Source organism: Rhodococcus sp. WMMA185, from assembly GCF_001767395.1.
GTDB lineage: Bacteria > Actinomycetota > Actinomycetes > Mycobacteriales > Mycobacteriaceae > Rhodococcus_F.
Window position 1 is genome coordinate 2,616,608 of record NZ_CP017014.1, and the last position, 19,001, is coordinate 2,635,608.

At 64.6% G+C, this 19,001-nt stretch carries 17 protein-coding genes; 9 read left to right on the top strand and 8 right to left on the bottom strand.

What is annotated here, in order from left to right; genetic code table 11:
- The first annotated feature begins 65 nt into the window (after positions 1 to 65).
- The 3 genes from BFN03_RS11710 (at position 66) to BFN03_RS20205 (ending at position 2,084) form a co-directional block, all read left to right on the top strand.
- Complete coding sequence (locus tag BFN03_RS11710; RefSeq protein WP_084385598.1) at positions 66 to 611, top strand: PadR family transcriptional regulator; 546 nt, start codon at positions 66 to 68, stop codon at positions 609 to 611.
- Positions 608 to 1,516 (top strand): alpha/beta fold hydrolase, encoded by a 909-nt coding sequence (locus BFN03_RS11715; protein WP_070379141.1) that lies wholly within the window; start codon positions 608 to 610, stop codon positions 1,514 to 1,516. The genes BFN03_RS11710 and BFN03_RS11715 overlap by 4 nt, the downstream gene beginning before the upstream one ends.
- 151 nt (positions 1,517 to 1,667) lie before the next feature.
- Complete coding sequence (locus tag BFN03_RS20205; RefSeq protein ID WP_084385771.1) at positions 1,668 to 2,084, top strand: hypothetical protein; 417 nt, start codon at positions 1,668 to 1,670, stop codon at positions 2,082 to 2,084.
- A gap of 6 nt (positions 2,085 to 2,090) precedes the next feature.
- Here the strand turns inward: BFN03_RS20205 and BFN03_RS11725 are convergent, their stop codons facing one another.
- Complete coding sequence (locus BFN03_RS11725) at positions 2,091 to 3,311, bottom strand: MFS transporter (RefSeq protein ID WP_070379143.1); 1,221 nt, start codon at positions 3,309 to 3,311, stop codon at positions 2,091 to 2,093.
- Between the two features lie 217 nt (positions 3,312 to 3,528).
- Between BFN03_RS11725 and BFN03_RS11730 the strand changes: the two genes are divergently transcribed.
- From BFN03_RS11730 to BFN03_RS11740, 3 genes are read left to right on the top strand one after another with little or no spacing between them, the layout of a single operon-like run.
- On the top strand, positions 3,529 to 4,482 hold the full coding sequence (locus BFN03_RS11730; protein ID WP_070379144.1) for a PPE domain-containing protein: 954 nt from the start codon (positions 3,529 to 3,531) through the stop codon (positions 4,480 to 4,482).
- 2 nt (positions 4,483 to 4,484) lie between these two features.
- On the top strand, positions 4,485 to 5,189 hold the full coding sequence (locus tag BFN03_RS11735) for an ESX secretion-associated protein EspG (protein WP_070379145.1): 705 nt from the start codon (positions 4,485 to 4,487) through the stop codon (positions 5,187 to 5,189).
- A gap of 51 nt (positions 5,190 to 5,240) precedes the next feature.
- Positions 5,241 to 6,578 (top strand): T3SS (YopN, CesT) and YbjN peptide-binding chaperone 1, encoded by a 1,338-nt coding sequence (locus BFN03_RS11740; protein ID WP_070379146.1) that lies wholly within the window; start codon positions 5,241 to 5,243, stop codon positions 6,576 to 6,578.
- Here the strand turns inward: BFN03_RS11740 and BFN03_RS11745 are convergent.
- From BFN03_RS11745 to BFN03_RS11760, 4 genes are all read right to left on the bottom strand, one after another.
- Positions 6,575 to 7,204 carry a DUF1326 domain-containing protein gene (locus tag BFN03_RS11745; RefSeq protein ID WP_084385600.1) on the bottom strand — a complete coding sequence of 210 codons (630 nt, stop codon included), beginning with the start codon at positions 7,202 to 7,204 and terminating at the stop codon, positions 6,575 to 6,577. The genes BFN03_RS11740 and BFN03_RS11745 overlap by 4 nt on opposite strands.
- A gap of 15 nt (positions 7,205 to 7,219) precedes the next feature.
- Positions 7,220 to 7,981, bottom strand: coding sequence for a DUF2182 domain-containing protein (locus BFN03_RS11750; protein WP_070380857.1), 762 nt, complete (start codon positions 7,979 to 7,981; stop codon positions 7,220 to 7,222).
- 143 nt (positions 7,982 to 8,124) lie between these two features.
- Complete coding sequence (locus BFN03_RS11755; RefSeq protein WP_070379148.1) at positions 8,125 to 9,219, bottom strand: Glu/Leu/Phe/Val family dehydrogenase; 1,095 nt, start codon at positions 9,217 to 9,219, stop codon at positions 8,125 to 8,127.
- Positions 9,220 to 9,225: 6 nt separating this feature from the next.
- A complete protein-coding gene (locus BFN03_RS11760) occupies positions 9,226 to 12,738 on the bottom strand; it encodes an indolepyruvate ferredoxin oxidoreductase family protein (protein ID WP_070379149.1) in 3,513 nt (1,170 codons plus the stop codon).
- Positions 12,739 to 12,875: 137 nt separating this feature from the next.
- Here BFN03_RS11760 and BFN03_RS11765 point away from each other — a divergent pair, with 137 nt between their 5' ends.
- Positions 12,876 to 13,418 (top strand): Lrp/AsnC family transcriptional regulator, encoded by a 543-nt coding sequence (locus tag BFN03_RS11765; protein WP_070380858.1) that lies wholly within the window; start codon positions 12,876 to 12,878, stop codon positions 13,416 to 13,418.
- Between the two features lie 31 nt (positions 13,419 to 13,449).
- Here the strand turns inward: BFN03_RS11765 and BFN03_RS11770 are convergent, their stop codons facing one another.
- The 3 genes from BFN03_RS11770 to BFN03_RS11780 are packed head-to-tail and all read right to left on the bottom strand — an operon-like array spanning position 13,450 to position 17,505.
- On the bottom strand, positions 13,450 to 14,097 hold the full coding sequence (locus BFN03_RS11770; RefSeq protein WP_070379150.1) for a restriction endonuclease: 648 nt from the start codon (positions 14,095 to 14,097) through the stop codon (positions 13,450 to 13,452).
- A 32-nt stretch (positions 14,098 to 14,129) separates the two neighbouring features.
- A complete protein-coding gene (locus BFN03_RS11775) occupies positions 14,130 to 14,570 on the bottom strand; it encodes a pyridoxamine 5'-phosphate oxidase family protein (RefSeq protein WP_070379151.1) in 441 nt (146 codons plus the stop codon).
- Positions 14,571 to 14,607: 37 nt separating this feature from the next.
- Positions 14,608 to 17,505: an FAD-binding and (Fe-S)-binding domain-containing protein gene (locus BFN03_RS11780; RefSeq protein ID WP_070380859.1), complete on the bottom strand. Its 2,898-nt coding sequence runs from the start codon at positions 17,503 to 17,505 to the stop codon at positions 14,608 to 14,610.
- A 182-nt stretch (positions 17,506 to 17,687) separates the two neighbouring features.
- On the opposite strand from BFN03_RS11780, the gene BFN03_RS11785 reads away from it, so the two are divergent.
- Together BFN03_RS11785 and BFN03_RS11790 are read left to right on the top strand one after the other, a co-directional pair.
- Complete coding sequence (locus tag BFN03_RS11785) at positions 17,688 to 18,470, top strand: DUF427 domain-containing protein (protein WP_070379152.1); 783 nt, start codon at positions 17,688 to 17,690, stop codon at positions 18,468 to 18,470.
- A 67-nt stretch (positions 18,471 to 18,537) separates the two neighbouring features.
- A complete protein-coding gene (locus BFN03_RS11790; protein ID WP_070379153.1) occupies positions 18,538 to 18,963 on the top strand; it encodes a hypothetical protein in 426 nt (141 codons plus the stop codon).
- Positions 18,964 to 19,001: the final 38 nt, after the last annotated feature.

Here is a 19,001-nt window from a genome sequence, read left to right on the forward strand (position 1 = left end):
TTCCTTGGATTCGCCAATAGAGCATCGCCTGGCGTGACACTACAATTTTTTAGTGTTATATATAAATGATGTCCCTACGAATGGCCCTGCTCACTCTGATTGCAGGCGAACCCCGGAGCGGGTACGACATCGGCCAGGAATTCGACGGCGTGTTGAAGTTCGTGTGGCATGCCAAGCCCACTCAGGTGTATCCCGAGTTGAAACGCCTTGCCGCCGAGGGATTGATTCGCAAGCAAGAAGAAGGGCCACGCGGCCGTCGGCCCTATGAGATCACCGAGGACGGGCAGACCGAGCTTCGCCAATGGTTGACGGCGACGCCCCCGGATCACTCATTGAGGAACGAAACAGTCCTACGTTCCTTCGCGTTGTGGCTCGTCGAACCGGAGGAGGCCAACGCATTCTTGTCCAACGAGCTCGAGTATCACCGAATGCGGCTACGCGGAATGCGTGTGCTCACGAAGAATCTCGATCTCGGCAGGCCTGCGGACCGAGCAGCGCTGCTCGGTCTGGAAGCAGGAATCCGGCGTCTGGAGGCAATGATCTCCTGGGCCGAATGGGCGATCGAGACGGTCCAGGCCTGGCCGACCGGGGAGGAGCAGACTTCCGCATGAGTAATTCTTCGATGAGCCTGGCACTGGAAGAGGGCCGACGGATCGGATTTGCCGAGTTCGGTGACCCCACCGGTGTGCCCTGCTTCTTCGTGCATGGCTATGGCTCCTCCAGGTGGATGGCGAGCTGGACCATGTCCAACGAGCTGCTCGAACGCCACTCCGTAAGGATGATCGCCGTCGACCGGCCCAACTACGGGCTGTCGACACCTCAATACCCGCGAGCTGGATTCGTACACTGGGCCGCGGACGCCTCCGCGCTGGCAGAGCATCTCGGCCTTCGCCGAGTATCCGTTGTCGGCGTGTCGATGGGCGCAGGACCGGCGCTCGCGCTGAGTGCACGACGCCCGGACCTGGTCTCGAGCACGACGATCCTGAGTGGCATGCCACCAGTAAATGCACGCGAACGGTGGACCCCGGCCAGCAGGGCTGACGCCCTCTACTGGAAGCTGGCGCGAGGTGCCCCTTGGATTCTGCGGAGGTTGTGCGCACTCTCCTCCTCCATGTTGGCCAGGGCCGCAGAAGGCGATGCCGATGCGCTGATCGCAAGGATGGAGCGCGCACTTTCCGAATCCGATCGCCAGGTCTTCCGGTCGCTCCTCGACAACGAAACCAGCCGCGCAGCATTCGTTTCGGACGTACGGGAGAGTTCCCGGCAGGGTGGAGCTGCAACAGCTGGCGACCTTCGCCAGTATCTGAGCCCTTGGGAATTCGCCCCGGAAGAGGTTTCGGGGCCGGTGATGCTTTGGCACGGGATCGACGACCCGAAGGTGCCAGTCGAGTTGGCGCGACGATTGGCCGTCCGACTGCCGAACTGCGAGGCGCATTACATTCCCGGCGGTCATTTTTCCCCGTTAACGCACCGCGACGAGATCCTGCGACGTCTGTCCCGCGAGAGCGGGCGGTAGCGAAGTTCGGCTCCGGCCGAAAGGGGTCGAGAGAATCCTCGCTCGGCGGCCGTCAGCAGCCCCCGATTCCAACTCATCCGGAAGACCTGTACGACATCCGAACCCGCGACCCTTAAGGTTGGAGCACTTGGAGGGCGACGACGGGTTTCATATGAACGACAGAACTGTATTGATCGGGGCGCTCGCGGTTGCCACCATTTCGACGGTTTTCGGGCTGACGGTCGGCATCGCGGGGGGTGCATTCGGCAATCCAGGACCCCCGGTCCTGCCACCTCCGATCACCTCGGAAGGCCTGCAATCCGCCACCCCCTACGCCACGGAAACCGCTACCTCCGAGGTGGTCATTCCACCGACCCCCACCTGGCGGATGGCCGACCTCACCACCGAGAGGGCAATTCCTCGCACCAGGAACCCCGTCCCTTCCACCACCGTGTCGCCAACGCGGACCTCGAGACCTCCGACCAGCACAGTTCTCCCCGCTACCACCGCCGCAACCAGCACCCCCACGATCACGACGACGAGGCCGGTGATCACGATTCCGCCGGTGACCACTCGGCCCAGCGGCTGAATCGGCTCAGGCAGACCTGCGTCCGACCAACTGTGCAATCACCACTGCGAGGATGAGTAACTCGACTAGCCCACTGAAGACGAGGCCCGCCGCGCGAAGGTCGGTGAACTGAGTGAGAACGCCGACCCCAATAGCGGGGACCGCCAGCATCACGTAGATACCGGCGAACAGCGCCGACGAGACGTTCCCACGCAAACCCGGTTCGACCCGCTCGACGGTTGTCGCAATGGCTGCGTTGAAGCACAACCCGCCGGCGAGACCCAGCACTATCGCAGACGCAAGCATCGGCGCCAATGCCGTTTCCACGAGCGCCAGGGCGAGAAGAGCCGCTGAGATTGCCAGCCCGATACACCCGATCAGCAACGCGCTCGGGGTGGGTATCCGGCGCGCTACCAGCTGACCGATGGCCATGAACAGGAACGCCAGGGCTACCACCAGTCCGGGCAACGTGTGGCTGGTCCATCCCAGATACTGCGCCACGAACAGAGCGGATACGGCGGTGAGCACTCCGGACACCGAGAACGCAGCTCCGGCCGCGAGGACCCCCAGGACGAAGGCGCGGCGAATCGGCGGTGGAACCTGCAAGCGAATCGGACGGATCCGCCACGACAAAGAGGCTCGAGAGGCGGGTACCAAGACCCACAACCCCACGAGAGCGAGGAGTGCGAGCACCAGGTTCAACAAGTAGGGAGTCGTCAGCGGACTCGCGGTCACATCCGCGAGCACACCGGCGATCAACGTTCCCAGACCGAGGCCGCCGGCGTTGACCCCAACCGCCAGCATTCCGCCCATCGCCTTCCGCCCGGGTGGGAACAAGTCGATTATCGCGGCTGTACCGGCGCCGATCACCAGACCCGCTGACAGACCGGAGATCACGCGCGCTGCGATGAAGATCGGTAGCACCGGCGTCAGCAGGAACAGTGCTGCGCTGAACACTGCCAGCGCGACCGCGACCATCAGTACGGGCCGGCGGCCTACAACATCGGACAGTCCACCGAAGAGTGCGAGTGCAGCAACGACTCCGAGCGCGTACACGGCGAACAAGATCGTCACCGTCAGCGCGCTGAGAGACATCTCGTGCGCGTAGATCGAATAGAGCGGGGTTGGAAGCGTCGTTCCCATCATCGTGGTGAGAAACGCGAACGCCGTGGCAGCGATGGCAGGTGCCGGCGATCGGCGGGCGGACCCACCTTGGGCCCTGGTCGCTGAGGCTGAGAAAGAGGGCACGATAGCAAGCCTTCCGAAGACAGCAGCTCATGGGAGATAGACAACTCGTCACGAGCCGTGGAGCGGGACAACTGGTAAGGGCAAGCAGCGCCGCACACTCTCCGGGGTGCCTTACCTGCGACGCCGATCCGCGAACGGACCGGGCTGTTAACGTGTGACCCCGCCGGGTTTGGGGATTCGGTTCGGGACCACGAGCGTTCGAGTATGGGGGTTGACGATGGAGCGGGAGAACTTCCAATCGAGCGATTGGGACCATCAGGCGATCAAGAGCGCAGTCGACTCCTTGGCGCCAGCGGACTCCGGCGCCGTAGCGGCGACCTGGGACGACCTCGGACGCCGTTTCCAGGAATCGATCGTCAGCTTTCATACCGAGATTCGTTCCGCGATCGACAGCGGGTGGCGCGGAACGACCGCTGCAGCGGTGGGCTCGGCGATCGAGGAGTACACCACCGGAGCCTGGCAAGTCGGCGATCAGTTCTCCGATGTAGGGGCTGCTCTGCGTCACGCGATATCCGGCGCCGAGGCGGTACGCGGTGCAGTCGGTCCACCGATCGACCACGCCACGGACTGGTCCCGGGTGCTGCCCTGGAAGTGGGCAGGCGAGGCCGATGCTCACGCCGAAGAGCAGAATGCGAAAGCCGCCATGGAAACTCTGTACACATCGGCGTACCGAGGGGCGGCCGAGCACCTACCAGTGTTGCACTCCTCATTCCCCAATGATGCCGACCGCGGCCTCGATCCCGCCGCGACCGAGGTCGCCGCGGCCCCCCAGCCGATCGGTCTCGATGTCGGCCCGAACGGTATCCACGGCATTCCCAGTGATCAGCAGGTGGCCGCCTACAGGGAGCCCTCCAACACATCCAACGAACACGAAGCCGCTCACGAGCGGCTCCAACACGAGAGCCCGCATGCGGGTGCCTCTCCCGCGCCGAGCTCGATTTCGAGCGCGGCACTCGCCGGCGCCGTCGGCGGCGGTGTAGCGCACTACGCGCAGCGAGTCCTCGCAGCCCATCGATCTGCCGCTGCAGAGCCGGAGCCGAGCACCCTGAACAACCCGGCGGACGAGCACGACACCGAAGTACAGCCCCCGACGTACCTCGAGAGCATCGACGAAGGTAGCGAACTCGTGGGAAGACTCGCGCCGGTCTCGCCTGCGGTGATCGGCGAATAGCTATGGGTCACTGGGGATTGAGCGGGCCGCAGTTCGTCGCACTCTGGGCCCGGACCGGCCAAGACCGCCTTCCGTACCCGTTCCGGGTGACCAGTGCACTTCGTACCGCTGACGAGTACGAGGCCGAGCAGCGCCGCATACGCGCAGAGTTCTCCGGGCCCGAACACGATCTTCTGGAGGCAGCCCTGCTGGTACTCGCCGAACCCGACCTCCGCATCGAAATCTCGGGTTCGCTGGGCGCAGGCGTTCAGACCCCCATCCGCATGATCGGGGCCGCCGCCGGTGGGCACGCGATCGCGGCTGTGCAGCATCCGGATGCCGAAGTGGTGATCCGGAGTTGCGAACCGTATGACCTCGGCAGACAACTGATCGCTCAGCTCCCCGACCCGGACCGCGGCTCTGCATCAGGAATAGTGTTTGCTCGCCACGAGAGTCCCACCACAGGACACGCCCGGCTGGCCACCCGGATCCTGCGCAGACCGTCGACGAGCCAGGGCGTTGTCCGGGTGATTCGCGGGACACGCCAGCGTCCACTTCCAGTGGGCGGTCTTGCGTGGCGTGACATCGAGGGCGACGGCCGCTACCTCGTGTGGGGCGATACCTCGGTGGCAGTGGAACCGGGCACGTCGTGGGATCTGCTGCACGCGGTCAACCGTTTGACCGGACCGATCGCGGCCGGACACCCCGTCGAACACGCGTCGGCCTGAGCCGCGCAGCCGGTGATCGCCGTTACCGTGTAGAGCGACAGAAGGTGAGTCGTGGCCGACCTGGACGGGGCAGACATGCAGAACTTCGACCTGGATTCGAGCGTGAACCGCGATTGGGCCGACTTCCAGCGGCGCCTCGCGGACTATCTGGCGACAATGCAGAACGAGGACCTTCTGGTGCTCGAATCGGGATTGGAAGAGCTCGACGAGTCGGAGGGACTCAAGCCGTGCGTCCAGTTTCTCGTGTGGGACGGTGACACCGTGCGCTGTGAGGTGCCGGCGAACCACCACCTCCACCCCACCCGCCGGCTATCCGAGGCCGAGCAGACCTACCTCACGGAACTCGGCTGGAACCGACCCACTTCCGGCCCCATCGAAGAATTCGACGATGGCTCTCCTGCGTTCTACGTCGACAAGAAGCTGTCATGGTCGGATCAACTCGCGGCGATGGCGGTCGCTGCGTTCCGTGACGTTTGGGGGGTGGCGCACCCATCGTTTCTGCGTACCGACACCTCCGTCACCGATCCTGCTCCCTCGTTCGATCCGGTCGCGGTACGAGAGCCGCTCGCGGAGGACGTCGACCTTGCCTCGGCCTTCGTTCCGCGTGACGTCGAACATCTTCAGGAGCTGATCACCCACGCCCTCGTACCGCTACTCGGCATTCTTCCCGAACGCGACCCTGACGGAGACATTCCGATCCGGATGCACAACACCATCCTGTTCGTCGGGCCGATCGCCGACTCCGTCGACGTCCAACTGTTCGCGCCGCTGGTACACAGCATCAGCGACCGCACACGGGCCGCCGAGGTCACCGCCGACCTCAACCGGACCTGGTCACGGATCAAGTTCGTCTTGGTCGACGACCGATTGTCGGCGTTTCTGGAAGTGTCGGGCAACCCGTTCGTTCCGCAGCATCTGACTGACAACTGCAGTCTGTTCTCCGATTTCCTCGAAAGCGTCGACGACGAGTTCTCGAAGCGATTCGGCGGGAAGCTGTCTTTCTATCGCGACAACTCCTCTGACGAGGAAACCGCCGCCGACACCCGCGGTGCACCTGCAGAGCTGCCCGAGGAACTTCTCACGCTGTTTCACTTGGAACCTGGATCGATAGTCGACATCGATCCGGCTACCGTTGCCGACGTCTGCGGTCACGATCGTGATCGGATCCTTTCGCTCCTCAACATCTGCACCGACTGGATTGCTCACCTCGGCGACACCGATGACTCGACTACGGAGCACTGGAACCGAATCGTGCAAGTCCTGCGAGACGCCCTGCGTGCCGTCGTGTTGCCACCGACAACCTCCGCCCCCGAACCCAAGCCGCGGCACGAGCAGTTGGGAACGTTCGGCAATCCGGAGGACAGAACCCGGTTCGACGATCCTTCCTAGTTGGACCACTCGAACTCGAAGGCGATGCAGTTGGTGTCGGCGTATCCGTAGTGGAGTCCCTCGACCTCGACCTCGACCTCGAACGATCCGACCCCACACTCTCCCTTCGTCAATATGGGCCCTTCGGGCAACACGATCTGCACCTGGTGGTCCTCCCCTGTCACCGGATCCTTCAAGGAATCGCCAGTCGCTCGACCAAATCCTTCGGCTGTCATCGTTGCCTTCACGCCGACGCCCTCGAAACTGATCGGTGCCCTTGCCCGGCCGATGACCTCATAAGTCCCGGCAAGAAAGCTCCACGGGTCACCGCCGAGTGCGCCGGTGATGATCTGATGCAGGGTATCGACCTGCTCCTCGGTGGCGTCGGGGTCGACAATCAACACCGTCTTGCCACCCCCTTCATGGATAGCGCGCGGGTAATCGAGAACGACGACGCTCTTCACCCCGGTGAGGTCGACGGCTCCGCACGAACCCTGCCGTATGTCCAAGCAGAGCAAGTTCTGGCAGCTGCCATCTGCTGAGCTTGGGAACCCCGAGAAATAGCATGTACAACCTGGCGCGCAGTTGCAGAACTCATAAGCGTGACCCTTCAGGACCCACCTGGTGCGTTGTTCGGTTGCCGTCATGATCGAGCCTCTCTTTCACACAATGTTCCCGATAAGAGCCGGCTGGAGTAGCAAAGCAGCACCGAGGATCAACAGCCCAGCCGCAGCCACCCTGGTCAGCACCTCTCCGAACGGGGCCGTCTTTTCGAGCAGAATCAGAACTGCCAGTGCAATCATCCACCCCAACGACATGGTGCCCAAGGCAACGAGCAGGACCATCAGCATCCAGCAGCAACCAAGGCAATAGACCCCGTGCCGGCCGCCGGCCAGCGCTGCCCCGGCAGGCCGGTCGAGGTGCCGGCCATGGTGGAGGAAGAAGGACAGCGGCGAACGACAACGTTTCAAGCACAACGACTTCAGCGGCGTCAACTGATAAACCGCAGCCCCGATGGCCACGGCACCGGCGAACCGTGCCGCCCCCGGACTTGCCTGCGCCAAAGGCCCGCTCAGGCGCCGCCAGAGGAGGTATGCCGGTACCCCTACCGCACTCCACACCACCAGGTAGCCGCCAACGAACACTGCCACCGGTGCTGCGGCGCCACGAGCGGCAGCCAGCGCATACAGCCGAACCACTGGCAGGATCGCCGGCAACATCATCGCCGCCATCATGGCTATCCACGCGACGAGGAAAGCTGCGAACGACATCGTCGCCATGGCGGAGGATTCCATGTGCCCCGCACCGACGACTGTCCACCACCACCCGAGCGCAGCGACGACCAGCAGAGAGTAAGACAGCGACACACCCAACGGCCACCGCTCCACATCTCTGACCGTGCCGGACGTATCCCGCTGGGCCATGCCCTCAGTGTCCCCGTGTAGGTCATGCCATGCCAGCAGAGGGGAGATTCGCGACACACCGGACGGGATCTCAGAACCCGGTGTCCTGGGACGAACTCGGTGCTCGTGACCGAAGGCCTACGCCTACCGGCAGTTCGGTTCGTCTACCTCGCGGCGGCGAGGCGGGCCTCGGCGAGGACGTCTGCTGCGGCCCCGGCGAGGACGCCCTCACGCTGTGCGACATCGAGGATCCGCACGACAGTGGCGAAGATCTTCTCCACCTGTGCACGAACCTCTTCGGCGGACGTTCCGAGCCTCTCGCCGGCGACCTGAATGAGCCCGCCACCGTTGGCGACATAGTCCGGAACCCACACGATCCCCCTGTCCCCGATAGCGCGTTCGACCGCGGTGTCCGCGAGCTGGTTGTTGGCTGCTCCGCAGATCACGTCGGCGGCGATCACTGAAACAGATTCGCCGGTGAGAGTGGCACCCAGCGCGCAGGGGGCGTAAACGTCGAGCACACGGTCGATGACGCTCGGCGCGATCGTGACCTCAGGGAAGTCACGGGCCACCCGGTCGAGGGCGTCGGAGTTGACGTCGGTCGCGATCACCGACGCGCCGTCTGCGAGCAGAAGCTTGATCAGCTGGTAGCCGACCTTGCCTGTGCCCTCGACACCGACCGACCGTCCGGCCAGGCTCGGGCTTCCCCACTTGGCCTGGGCGGCAGCCTTCATGCCCTGGAACACACCGAGAGCAGTCATCGGCGCACTGTCACCGGAACCGCCTGCCGCAGTGTTGCGTCCGACGACGTAGTCGGTCGCGCGGCCCATGATGTCGAGGTCGTCGGAGTTGGTGCCCACGTCACCGGCGGTGATGTACCGGCCTCCGAGGGTCTGCACGAAACGCGCGTACGACTCGAGCAGCGCCTCCGATTTTCCGGTGGCCGGGTCGCCGATGATGACGGCCTTTCCACCGCCGAGGTCGACTCCGGCGATCGCCGATTTGTAGGTCATACCGCGCGACAGCCGTAGTACGTCTTTCAGTGCGGCGGCCTCGTCGGCGTATGGGTAGAAGCGGGTGCCGCCGAGGGCCGGTCCGAGCGTCGTGTCGTGAATAGCGACGATCGCTTCGAGGCCGGTAGCCCGGTCCTGGAAGAAGGTCACCTGCTCGTGCGCGGAGCCGGCCGGGAAATCGGCGCGTCCGAACACCCCGACGTTCCGATGTGCTGTGGTGGCGCGCCGTTCCAGGGTGAGAGTCATCTGTTTTCAGGACCTTTCGGGATCTGCGATGTATGCGATGGTGGAGACGTCCACGCCGAGTTCGGTGAGACGCCGAAGGTAGACGGACACGTTGCGCAACTTCACGTCCTCGAATCCCCGCACCAGTTCGGGTGTCGCCGCGATCAGCGTGGCGGTCTCGTAGGTGCCGGCGGAGAGGTTATCGATCAGCCCCACCACCGTGCTCTCGTAGTGTGCGAGCAACTGCCGCTCGAGCCGACGAACTTTGGCGTAGCCGAACGGATCGAATGCTGTGCCGCGCAGGAATTTCGCCTTGGCGAGGGCCCGGAGTACGACATGGGAGCGGGGACCGAATCCGATCTTGCTGTTGCGCCCCAGGGCCTTCAGCACCGGAGGGTGCAGTTTGTAGGTGAGCTTGCCCGCACCCGGCACCTGTGCGGTGGCCGCCTCGAGGAAGGCGGGGTCGGTCAGCATCCGGGCGACCTCGTATTCGTCCTTGTAGGCGGTGAGCTTGTGCAGGCCCTGCGCGACGGCCTCGCTGAATTCGGTGCGGGCGCCGACACTGCGCTCAGCATCCCAGGCTTGCTGCACGAGTGCGAGGTAGCGGGCCGCGACACGGTCGCCCCCGAACGCGACCAGGTTGGCGGCACGGCGCCGCGCCAGTTCGGCAGTGGCGCCGCCTAGGGTTGACCGGGCGAACAGATGGGTCGGGACAACGGTGTCGCTGCGCTGCGGCGCGGCAGTCGATCCGGTGGCCGCGAGGAACGCCGCGCGGTCGCCGACAGCGACACGACCCCACCTGAAGGCCGCCTTGTTGGATTCCACCGCCACCCCGTTGATCTCGAGGGCTTCCTCGATGAACCGGGCGGGAACGGGAATCCCACCGGCCTGGTATGCCGCACCGACCAACAAGAAGTTCGCGGCCGCGGTGCTGCCGAACAGTGCAGTAGCGGCAGCGAATCCGTCGATCACAGTCAGCTCGCGGGCCGACACATCGAGACGCTCGAGCAGGCTTGTCTCGTCGGGGTGGTGAACGGATGGGTCATACACCATGTCACCGGTAGGTGTCCGACTCGTTGACGCGACGGTAATCGTCCGGTCGGAACTTCCGAACCCGGCGTACTTGGCGTCGGCCGCGGTCAGCAGGTCGAACGCGAGGACACAATCGGCGGTGGCCGGGCTGATCCTGTTGGACGGCGCAGCACTGACCGATCGTGCCCCCTTGTCACTGAGCCGAAGGTGTGACGTGACCGGTCCGGCCTTCTGACTCAGACCGGTTTGGTCGAGTCCCTCGACATGCAGTCCGGCTCGCAGTGCCGCCATACCCATTACCTGGTTGACGGTGACGATGCCGGTTCCGCCGACACCGGCCATGAACAGGTTGTGCGTTCCGGTCCACACCGGCAACACCGGGTCACCGACCTCCGGCGGAGTGGGCACCTCCCTCCGCGTCTGCGGCGCGCCTTCCTCCGGCAACTCGACCGTCACGAACGACGGGCAGTCGCCGTCTAGGCAGGAGTAGTCGGTGTTGCACGTGGTCTGATCGATCTTGGTCTTGCGTCCGAACTCGGTGTCGACAGGCTGCACCGACAGGCAGTTCGACTTCACCCCGCAATCACCACAGCCTTCGCAGACGGCCTCGTTGATGAGTACTCGGGTCCGTCGAACGGGTAGCTTTCCGCGCTTGCGCTTGCGGCGGGCCTCGGCGGCGCACTGTTGATCGAAGATCAGCACGGTGACGCCCTCGATGTCGCGGAGGACGCGCTGGGCCTCGTCGAGGCGGCTGCGGTCCCACAGCACCGTGCCCTCGGCGAAGTGGGCTCCCTTGTGCCGCTCCGGTTCCTCGGCGCAGACGATGATCTTCTTGACACCCTCGGATGCGAGCTTGTGGGTCAGTTGGGGGACGGTCAGCCCGGCCTCCGCATCTTGAGCACCGGTCATCGCGACCGCAGAGTTGTAGAGCACCTTGTAGGTGATATTGACCCCCGCCGCAACACAAGCCTGGACGGCGAGCTGGCCGGAGTGGAAGTACGTTCCGTCGCCGACATTTTGGAAGAGATGCTTGACGTCGGTGAACGGAGCCTGCCCGATCCACTGTGCCCCCTCGCCGCCCATTTGAGTGAGCATCGTGACGGCGCTGTCGGTTCTGCCCGACATCGTGACCAGCGTGTGGCAGCCGATTCCGCCGCCGGCGATCGATCCCTCGGGCACCGCAGTAGACCGGTTGTGCGGGCAACCGGAGCAGAAGTAGGGAGTACGCGACGCCCCGAGGACGGTCAGCTCGAGACGTGGCGGCGGCGGAGGAGTCAGCGCAACCTTGCCCCGGAGTACGCGGCGCAACGGTCCGGTCAGTCGGGCGGCGGTCAGTTCGCCATCGACAGGAATCAGGGTCTTGCCCTCGAGATCCTTCTTTCCCGACACGGCGGGAGCGTTCGCACGACCGTAGAGGATGTCCTTGAGTTGCGATTCGACGAACGGCATCTTCTCCTCGACGACAAGGACCTGCTCGACACCCGCGGCAAGCTCGTCGACCTTGCCCGCCCCGAGCGGATAGGGCATGCCGACCCGGAGGATGCGGATGCCTGCGTCCTCGAGTTCCGAGTCGCCGAGACCGAGGTCGAGCAGGGCCTGCCGAAGCGAGTCGTAGGCAGTGCCGACGGCGGCGATGCCCAGCCAGGCCGTGGGCGGGTTCAGTTCGAGTCGATCGACGTCGTTGGCGGCGCCGAACGCCTCCACCATCTTCCAGCGCGGACCGTACAGGTCGGCCTCCGCATAGATGCTGTCGGGCGGGGACGCGAGCACGCGCTGCCGGTACGACCAGGGTTTGCCGTTCCACTCGATCTCAGGCTCGGCGATGTGGAGATCGGCGAAGTTGCGGCTGAGCGTCCAGAGTCCGTCGGCCACGTCGGCGACAATCTTCATCCCCACCCAGCACCCCGAGATCCGTGACAGCGCAACACCGTAAAGGCCGTAGGTGATGACCTCCTCGGCGTTGCGCGGGAAGAAGACCGGCATGCCCATTGCGGCCATGGACCGCTCGCTGGCACAAGGAATCGTGGAGGACTTGGCATTGGGATCGTCACCGACGAAGACGAGAACACCGCCGCGTGGGTTGGCGCCGTACATGGCGGCATGCCGGAGGGAGTCGCTGGCGCGGTCGAAGCCGGGGCCCTTCCCGTACCAGACGCCGACAACGCCGTCGTGGGTGCGCTCGCCGGCCGGAAGGTCGACCTGGCTGCCCCAGACGGAGGTCGCGGCCAGTTCCTCGTTCATACCGGGCACGAACTTCACTTCGTGGTCGGTGCGCAGGGCCGGGATGGCCGCGATGGTGCGGTCGAGGCCGCCGAGGGGGCTGCCCTGGTAGCCGGAGACGAAGGTCCCGACGCGTAGTCCCGCCCGCCGGTCGCGCTCATGCTGTTCGACCAGTTGGCGGGCTATTGCTTGGACACCGGTCATCAGCACCGGACCCGAATCGACCCGGTAGCGGTCGGCGAGATCTGAGGATGCTGCGCTGGGGCGAGCCTCGTCCAACTGTGTCATTGCGATCCCCGATCCGTCGCGAGTAATCAAATAGTGAGCTTGATCATGTATCTTGTTCAAAATTTGTCAACGCGATCCTGAACAACTGATCAGATCGCGCAGTACGTGACGGCCGTCACTTCCCGGAGGTGCCCAAAGTGCTCAGCATCGACAAGCTCGACGTACAGCTACTCGGACTGCTCGGCAACGACTCCCGGATGAGCGTCGCCGAACTCGCGAATTCGCTAGGCGTCGCACGCAACACGGTCCAGTCACGGATGAAACGAATGGAGAGCAACGGCTTGCTCACCGGCTTCCGCCCGAATCTGGACCTCGCCAAGGTCGGCATCCCCATCCAGGCGTTCGTCGGACTCGAACTCGAACAGGGCAAGCTGACCGCCGTCAGCAACCGCCTCGTCGACCTGCCCGAGGTCATCGAGATCCACGCGACCACCGGCCGCGAGGATCTACTGGTGCGAGTGGCCACGTCCACGCACGCGGAACTGCAGAAGCTACTCGAGAAGATCGCGAACTTACCCGGAATCTCCCATTCGACCACGACAATCGCGCTCACCAGCCCACTGTCGTATCGGATTCAGCCCCTGCTCGAGCAACTCACCGACGACTCCGGTTGGGGCAGATCCACAGCCCTGCCCATTCCCAGCGCGCGCAACGGTGCAGATGCCCCACAACGGGTGTGACATCGTGCCGGAGCGTCGATGACCGTCGGCGCTACGCGCCTGCGTCTCGTCGGTGCACGACGAAGAGAAGCCAGAATACCGGCGCACCGACGACCGCAAGGATTGTCGACAGGACCCGCAACGCGACGAACCCCTCGCCAAAGGGGGCGATCATTAAGACAAGCGTGCAGACGACGGCACCGAGCAGGCGCCAGTGCGCAACAAGACGGCGTGCGAGCGCAGCCCCGATACCACGGGCGAGGGCACGAACCGGCGACTCCGGCTTCGACGGCAGGAGTGGAGGTGAAGGCGGGGCCGAAGTGGAAGTCGAATTGCTCACCGCAGCAACCAATTTGGGTGCATGAGCACCGATCGGAGGAGTCTGGCCGTCTGGCTCGCAGCGAAACAGGGCGATACCGACCTCGTCGGCGTACTCGACGGCTTCGTCGGTGTATCCCGAACCCGAGAAGTACAGCAACTTTCTGGAGCGGCTGGTTCCGCGGGCTCGATACAGACTCTGGAGGTTCGACCGGCCGGCACAACCCCCACGCCATTTCACCTGAGCGGAGGCCCGAGACGAGTGTACGTCGATGCCCTCGTCCGCCCCAGCGAGAAGCACTGTCGCGTCACGATATCCGAGCCGCTGCATCTGATTGGCGGCGTTGAATTCCGCTTCAGCCGACGTACGAATGCGTGCCATGCCTCACTCCCCGTGAAGTCGAAACAAGTACTTCACTCGAAGGTACCCGGAGATTCTGAGTAGTTCACTGCGTGCCAATGCTCCGGCCTCATCCGGATGATGATCCCGCGACCGTCGAACTCTCGCTCCACGAACTGATCGACCTTGTCCACGGGCAGATAGCGGCGGACGAGGCGCCGAAAGTCGCTGATGGAGGGTGTCTCGTCGAACTCCGCAGGGCCCTCGACGCTGACATACCGATACGGCGGCTGCTCGTCCTGAACGACGAGGCTGTAGCGACCGGCGATCCGGATCAGTCGGTCCTTCATCGACCCACGCCTGGTCCAGACATACACGTCGCCGCCCGGTGCGTAGCCGTACCAGACGGGCACGGCGAGCGGCGCCCGTCCGTCACGGACGACGGCGATCACACCCACGTGCAACGCGGCCAGGAACTTGTGCCGTTCACCGCTGGTCATCATTCTCCGCAGCATGCTGGCCTCCGTTCCGCCCTCCGGCGTCCGCCGATGGTCAGGGATCGAGTATCTGGGCAGGGTCGAGCATCTCGGCGAGGTGCACCGACGGCTCGGAGAGTTCGAGCTGCCGCACCTGCATGTGGCAACTGAACCCATCCGTCAGCACGACGGCCTCCTTCGGGCTCTCGCGCAACGCCGGGACCAGCGCCTGTTCCGCGATACGCATGCTGAGATCGAAGTGGTCGGACTCGAATCCGAAATTACCTGCGACACCGCAGCATCCGGTTGCCTCCCGCACGCGGTTCACTCCGATCGCCTGCAGAGCCCTCCGTTGAGTGGTCGCACCGAACACCGCGTACTCGTGGCAGTGGGTTTGCACGGTGACATCCTCCGGCACTCGTACGCGTGGCGACCAGCCTGCCTCCGCTCGTTCCAGGACCACCCCCGCGAAGCTCTGCACGCGTGCGGCGACGCGACGGGCGGCTTCGGTGTGGACGAGTTCGGGCAGATCCTTCCGAAATGCGGCAGCGCAACTCGGCTCGAGTACGACGATCGGCCGAGCGCTGCCGTCGTCGAGGCGTTCGACTGCCTTGGCGAGGGTCCTCGCGGCTTGCTTCAGCTGGCCCGTCGAGATCCAGGTGAGCCCGCAACAAACGTCGCTGCGGCACTGAGAACGCAGACCCGCCTCGGCGAGAACCCGCGTCGCCGCGCCGATCACCCTCGGCCGGAACCCCCTCGTGAACGTGTCCGCGAGCAGCACCACGTCCGAGCTACCGTTCGCCGAAGAATCCCCGAGGGCCTGCCGGATCTGCTTCCGTGATGCGAACTCCGGCATCGACCTGCGCGGGGTCAGGCCCGCCAACTTGGCCCCGACCTTCGCCGGGCGTCCGGACACCAGGCGATTGACCACCGGGGCGCACCGCTGGGCGACCCGCAACCACACCGGCAACCAACCGAGGGAGTAGTGCGACATCGGCCGCAACCGGCCACGGTAGTGATGGTCGAGAAACTCGGACTTGTAGGTGGCCATGTCCACTCCGACGGGGCAGTCGGTGGAGCAGGCTTTGCAGGACAGACACAGGTCCAGCGATTCCCGCACGTCGTCCGACCGCCACCCGTCGGCAACGGTCGGTGAGTTGCGGACCATTTCCTGCAGTGCCCGGGCCCGGCCACGGGTGGAATCCTTCTCGTCGCCGGTTGCCCGGAAACTGGGGCACATCACCCCGCCCGTCGACGCTCGACACCGGCCCACCCCGATACAACCCTGCACGGCATGCACGAACGGAGCCACCGGGACGTCACCGGGCAGGGTGAGATCGAAACTGGTCTGCCAGGCCCGCGAATCGACACCCTCGAGCGCGAGACCGCCGAGCAACGGTTCCGGATCGACGATGCTGCCGGGGTTCAGGACACCCCCCGGATCCCAGATCCGCTTGAACCGGGCGAACGCCGCCATCATCGCGGGGCTGTACATGATCGGCAACAGCGACGACCGCGCACGACCGTCACCGTGCTCGCCGGACATCGATCCCCCGAACCGCACACACAGTTCGGCGGCCCGATGAATGAATCGCGACATGACGTCGCGGCCCTGATCGGTGCGCTGATCGAAGTCGATGCGAATATGCATGCACCCGGCTCCGAAGTGGCCGTACATCACACCGGTAAGATCGAATTCGGCCAGCAGCGCCTTGATTTCCACGAGGTAGCCGGCCAACTTGTCGGGTGCGACCGCGGAATCCTCCCAGCCCGTCCAGGATTCGCCGCCGTCGACCAGTCGCGCAGACAGCCCCGCACCGTCCTCGCGCACTCGCCACAACGACGCACGCTCGGCCGGGTCCCCGATCACGCGCGAGTCGACGATCCTGCCCGCCCCACGCAGTTTCGACACCAGTTCGGCCCCACGACGTTCAACCTCGGCAGGATCCTCCCCATCGAGTTCCACGTACAACCAGGCTTGGCCGTCCGGTAGCCCCATCACCGAGTCGACGCCGCGCCGGTGCCTCATCGTGTCGACGATCGCCGAATCGATCCCCTCGATCGCGGCAGGCGAGTACTCGAGGATCGTCGTATTGTCCCGCGCAGCATCAACCAGATCACGGTATCCGAGGCACAGAAGCATCGCCGCGGGCGGAACCGGTACGAGCGCAACGGTGGCGGCCACCACCACCGCGCACGTTCCCTCACTTCCCACCAGAGCCCGTGCCACATCGAAACCGTTCTCGGGCAAGAGACTACCGAGGTTGTACCCCGACACCTGCCGGGGAATACGGCCCAGTTCGAGGCGGAAGTCCGCGAGATGTTCCCTGGTCAGTTCCTCGAGTGCGGCGACGATCCGCTCGGCCTCCGCAGCCGCGGCGCTATCGCCCGGATCGGTGCTGCGCAGACTGCCCCGGGTCGCGGTCAGACGGTGCCCACGTGCCGTCACGAGATCGAGGGCAACGACGTGATCTGAGGTACGGCCGTAGCGCACGGAGTGGTTGCCGCAGGCGTCGTTGCCGATAGCGCCGCCTACGGTCGCACGGGACTTGCTCGACGGGTCGGGCGCAAACGTGAAAGCACCGCCCGTCGCAGACTGCACGCTCTTCTGCAGGTCTGTGAGTACGATGCCCGGTTCGACGACGGCTGTGCGAGTGGACACGTCGACGGAGCGCACCCGGTTCATGTGGCGGGAGAAGTCGAGCACTACTCCCCTGCCGATGGCATTGCCGGCGAGAGACGTACCGCCACCACGGCCGGTGACGGGAATACCCCGATCACTGCAGGCGCGGATGATCTCGACCACTTCACCGGGTGTGCGTGGAAACGCCACAGCCCGCGGCGGCACACGATAGTTGGATGCATCGAAGGAGTACTCCGCACGCCGCCGTGATCCGGTGTCGAGATCGATGCCCCGCTCGGCCAGTTCGGAACTGAGCCCCGTCGCCGCGCCCGGCCTTGTCACCTCGGCCACCCAGTAGCCCTTCCGCATCCGTCGACATCTGCTTCGGGCTTGCGGGCGGGCGCGTCCATGCCTCCATCGTCGAACCGCTCGTGGAGGCTGTCAACATCCGCCGAACAGGTCAAGCACCAGGAAGAAGATGCGATCATGGAGGCACACCATCGCACCGCGACCGACAATCTTTGGAGCAGTCGATGTCCACAGCACTTACCCATGCAGCCGAGACCCAACTGTCCGCGAAGAACGGGCACATCTCGATCGAACCCAGTCACAAGCGCATCAGAGTGTTCTTCGGAGGTCATGCAGTCGCCGACACGACCCGTGCGGTGTACCTGTTCGAGAAGGGACAAATACCCGTCTACTACATCCCTCGCGATGACGTGAACTTCGACTTCCTCGAACCCGTCGAGGCCACCACCACCTGCCCATGGAAAGGGAAGGCACGGTACTGGGACGTCGTGGTCGGCGACCGTCGTGCGCACCGTTCGGCTTGGGGATACGACGAACCTCTCGCGGACTCGCTCGACCTCAGCCCCTATGTCGCGTTCTACTGGCACAAGATGGACGCCTGGTTCGAGGAAGATCAGCAGGTGTTCGTCCATGCCCGCGACCCGTACGTCCGCATCGACGTCCTACCGTCCTCGCGACACGTGGAGGTCTATGTCGGGGACACTCTCGTGGCCGACACGGTCCGTCCTCGGTTGCTGTTCGAGACCTCGTTGCCCGTGCGGTACTACATCCCGCGAATAGACGTCCGATCCGAGTTGTTCACCGAGTCCGACACCAGAACTTCCTGCCCGTACAAGGGAAACGCGTCGCACCTGTCCTTCACGGGGCGAGGCGACTCGAACCCCGTGAAGGACGCTGCGTGGTACTACCCCTTCACGACCGCCGAGGCATCGGGCATCGATGATCACCTGTCGTTCTACCCCGATCGGGTACGGATTGTCGTCGACGGCAAGGTGTTGGAGAATTGACTCGGGAGCGCCGCGAGCCGAACTCCCATCGGAGCTTCAGGCGCCCTGAACTGGACACTTGGTGACTATGAGCAGCGAAGACGGCCCCGGAGACACGCTGAATCCCAGCGAAAGCTTGGACTCCGATGACGTGCGCAACAATGACGGCGACGACGTGGTCGACCCGCCGGACGGGTGGAGTGAAGCCGACAAGTTCGGCACCACCGCAAGGGAAGTGCGCGAAGGAGAGTCGCTCGACGACAAGCTGTACGGGGAAGAGCCCGACGTCGAGTTCGAGGAACAACTCGAGGTCCCGATAGCGAATCTGTCCGACGATGAACTCTCAACAGATGTCGATCGGGTCATCGACGGCGACGAAGTCGAGATTCCGGTCTTCGGCACGAAGCACGCTCACGTGATAGAGGGCGTCATCGTCGAAGACTCGCGAACGGACCGAGGTCAGATCGACGGGCCCGTAGAGGACGGCGATTCGTTCTTCACCGTCCTGGACTGAACGGCATTTCACCACTCGACGGCTACTGGCCGTTGCTT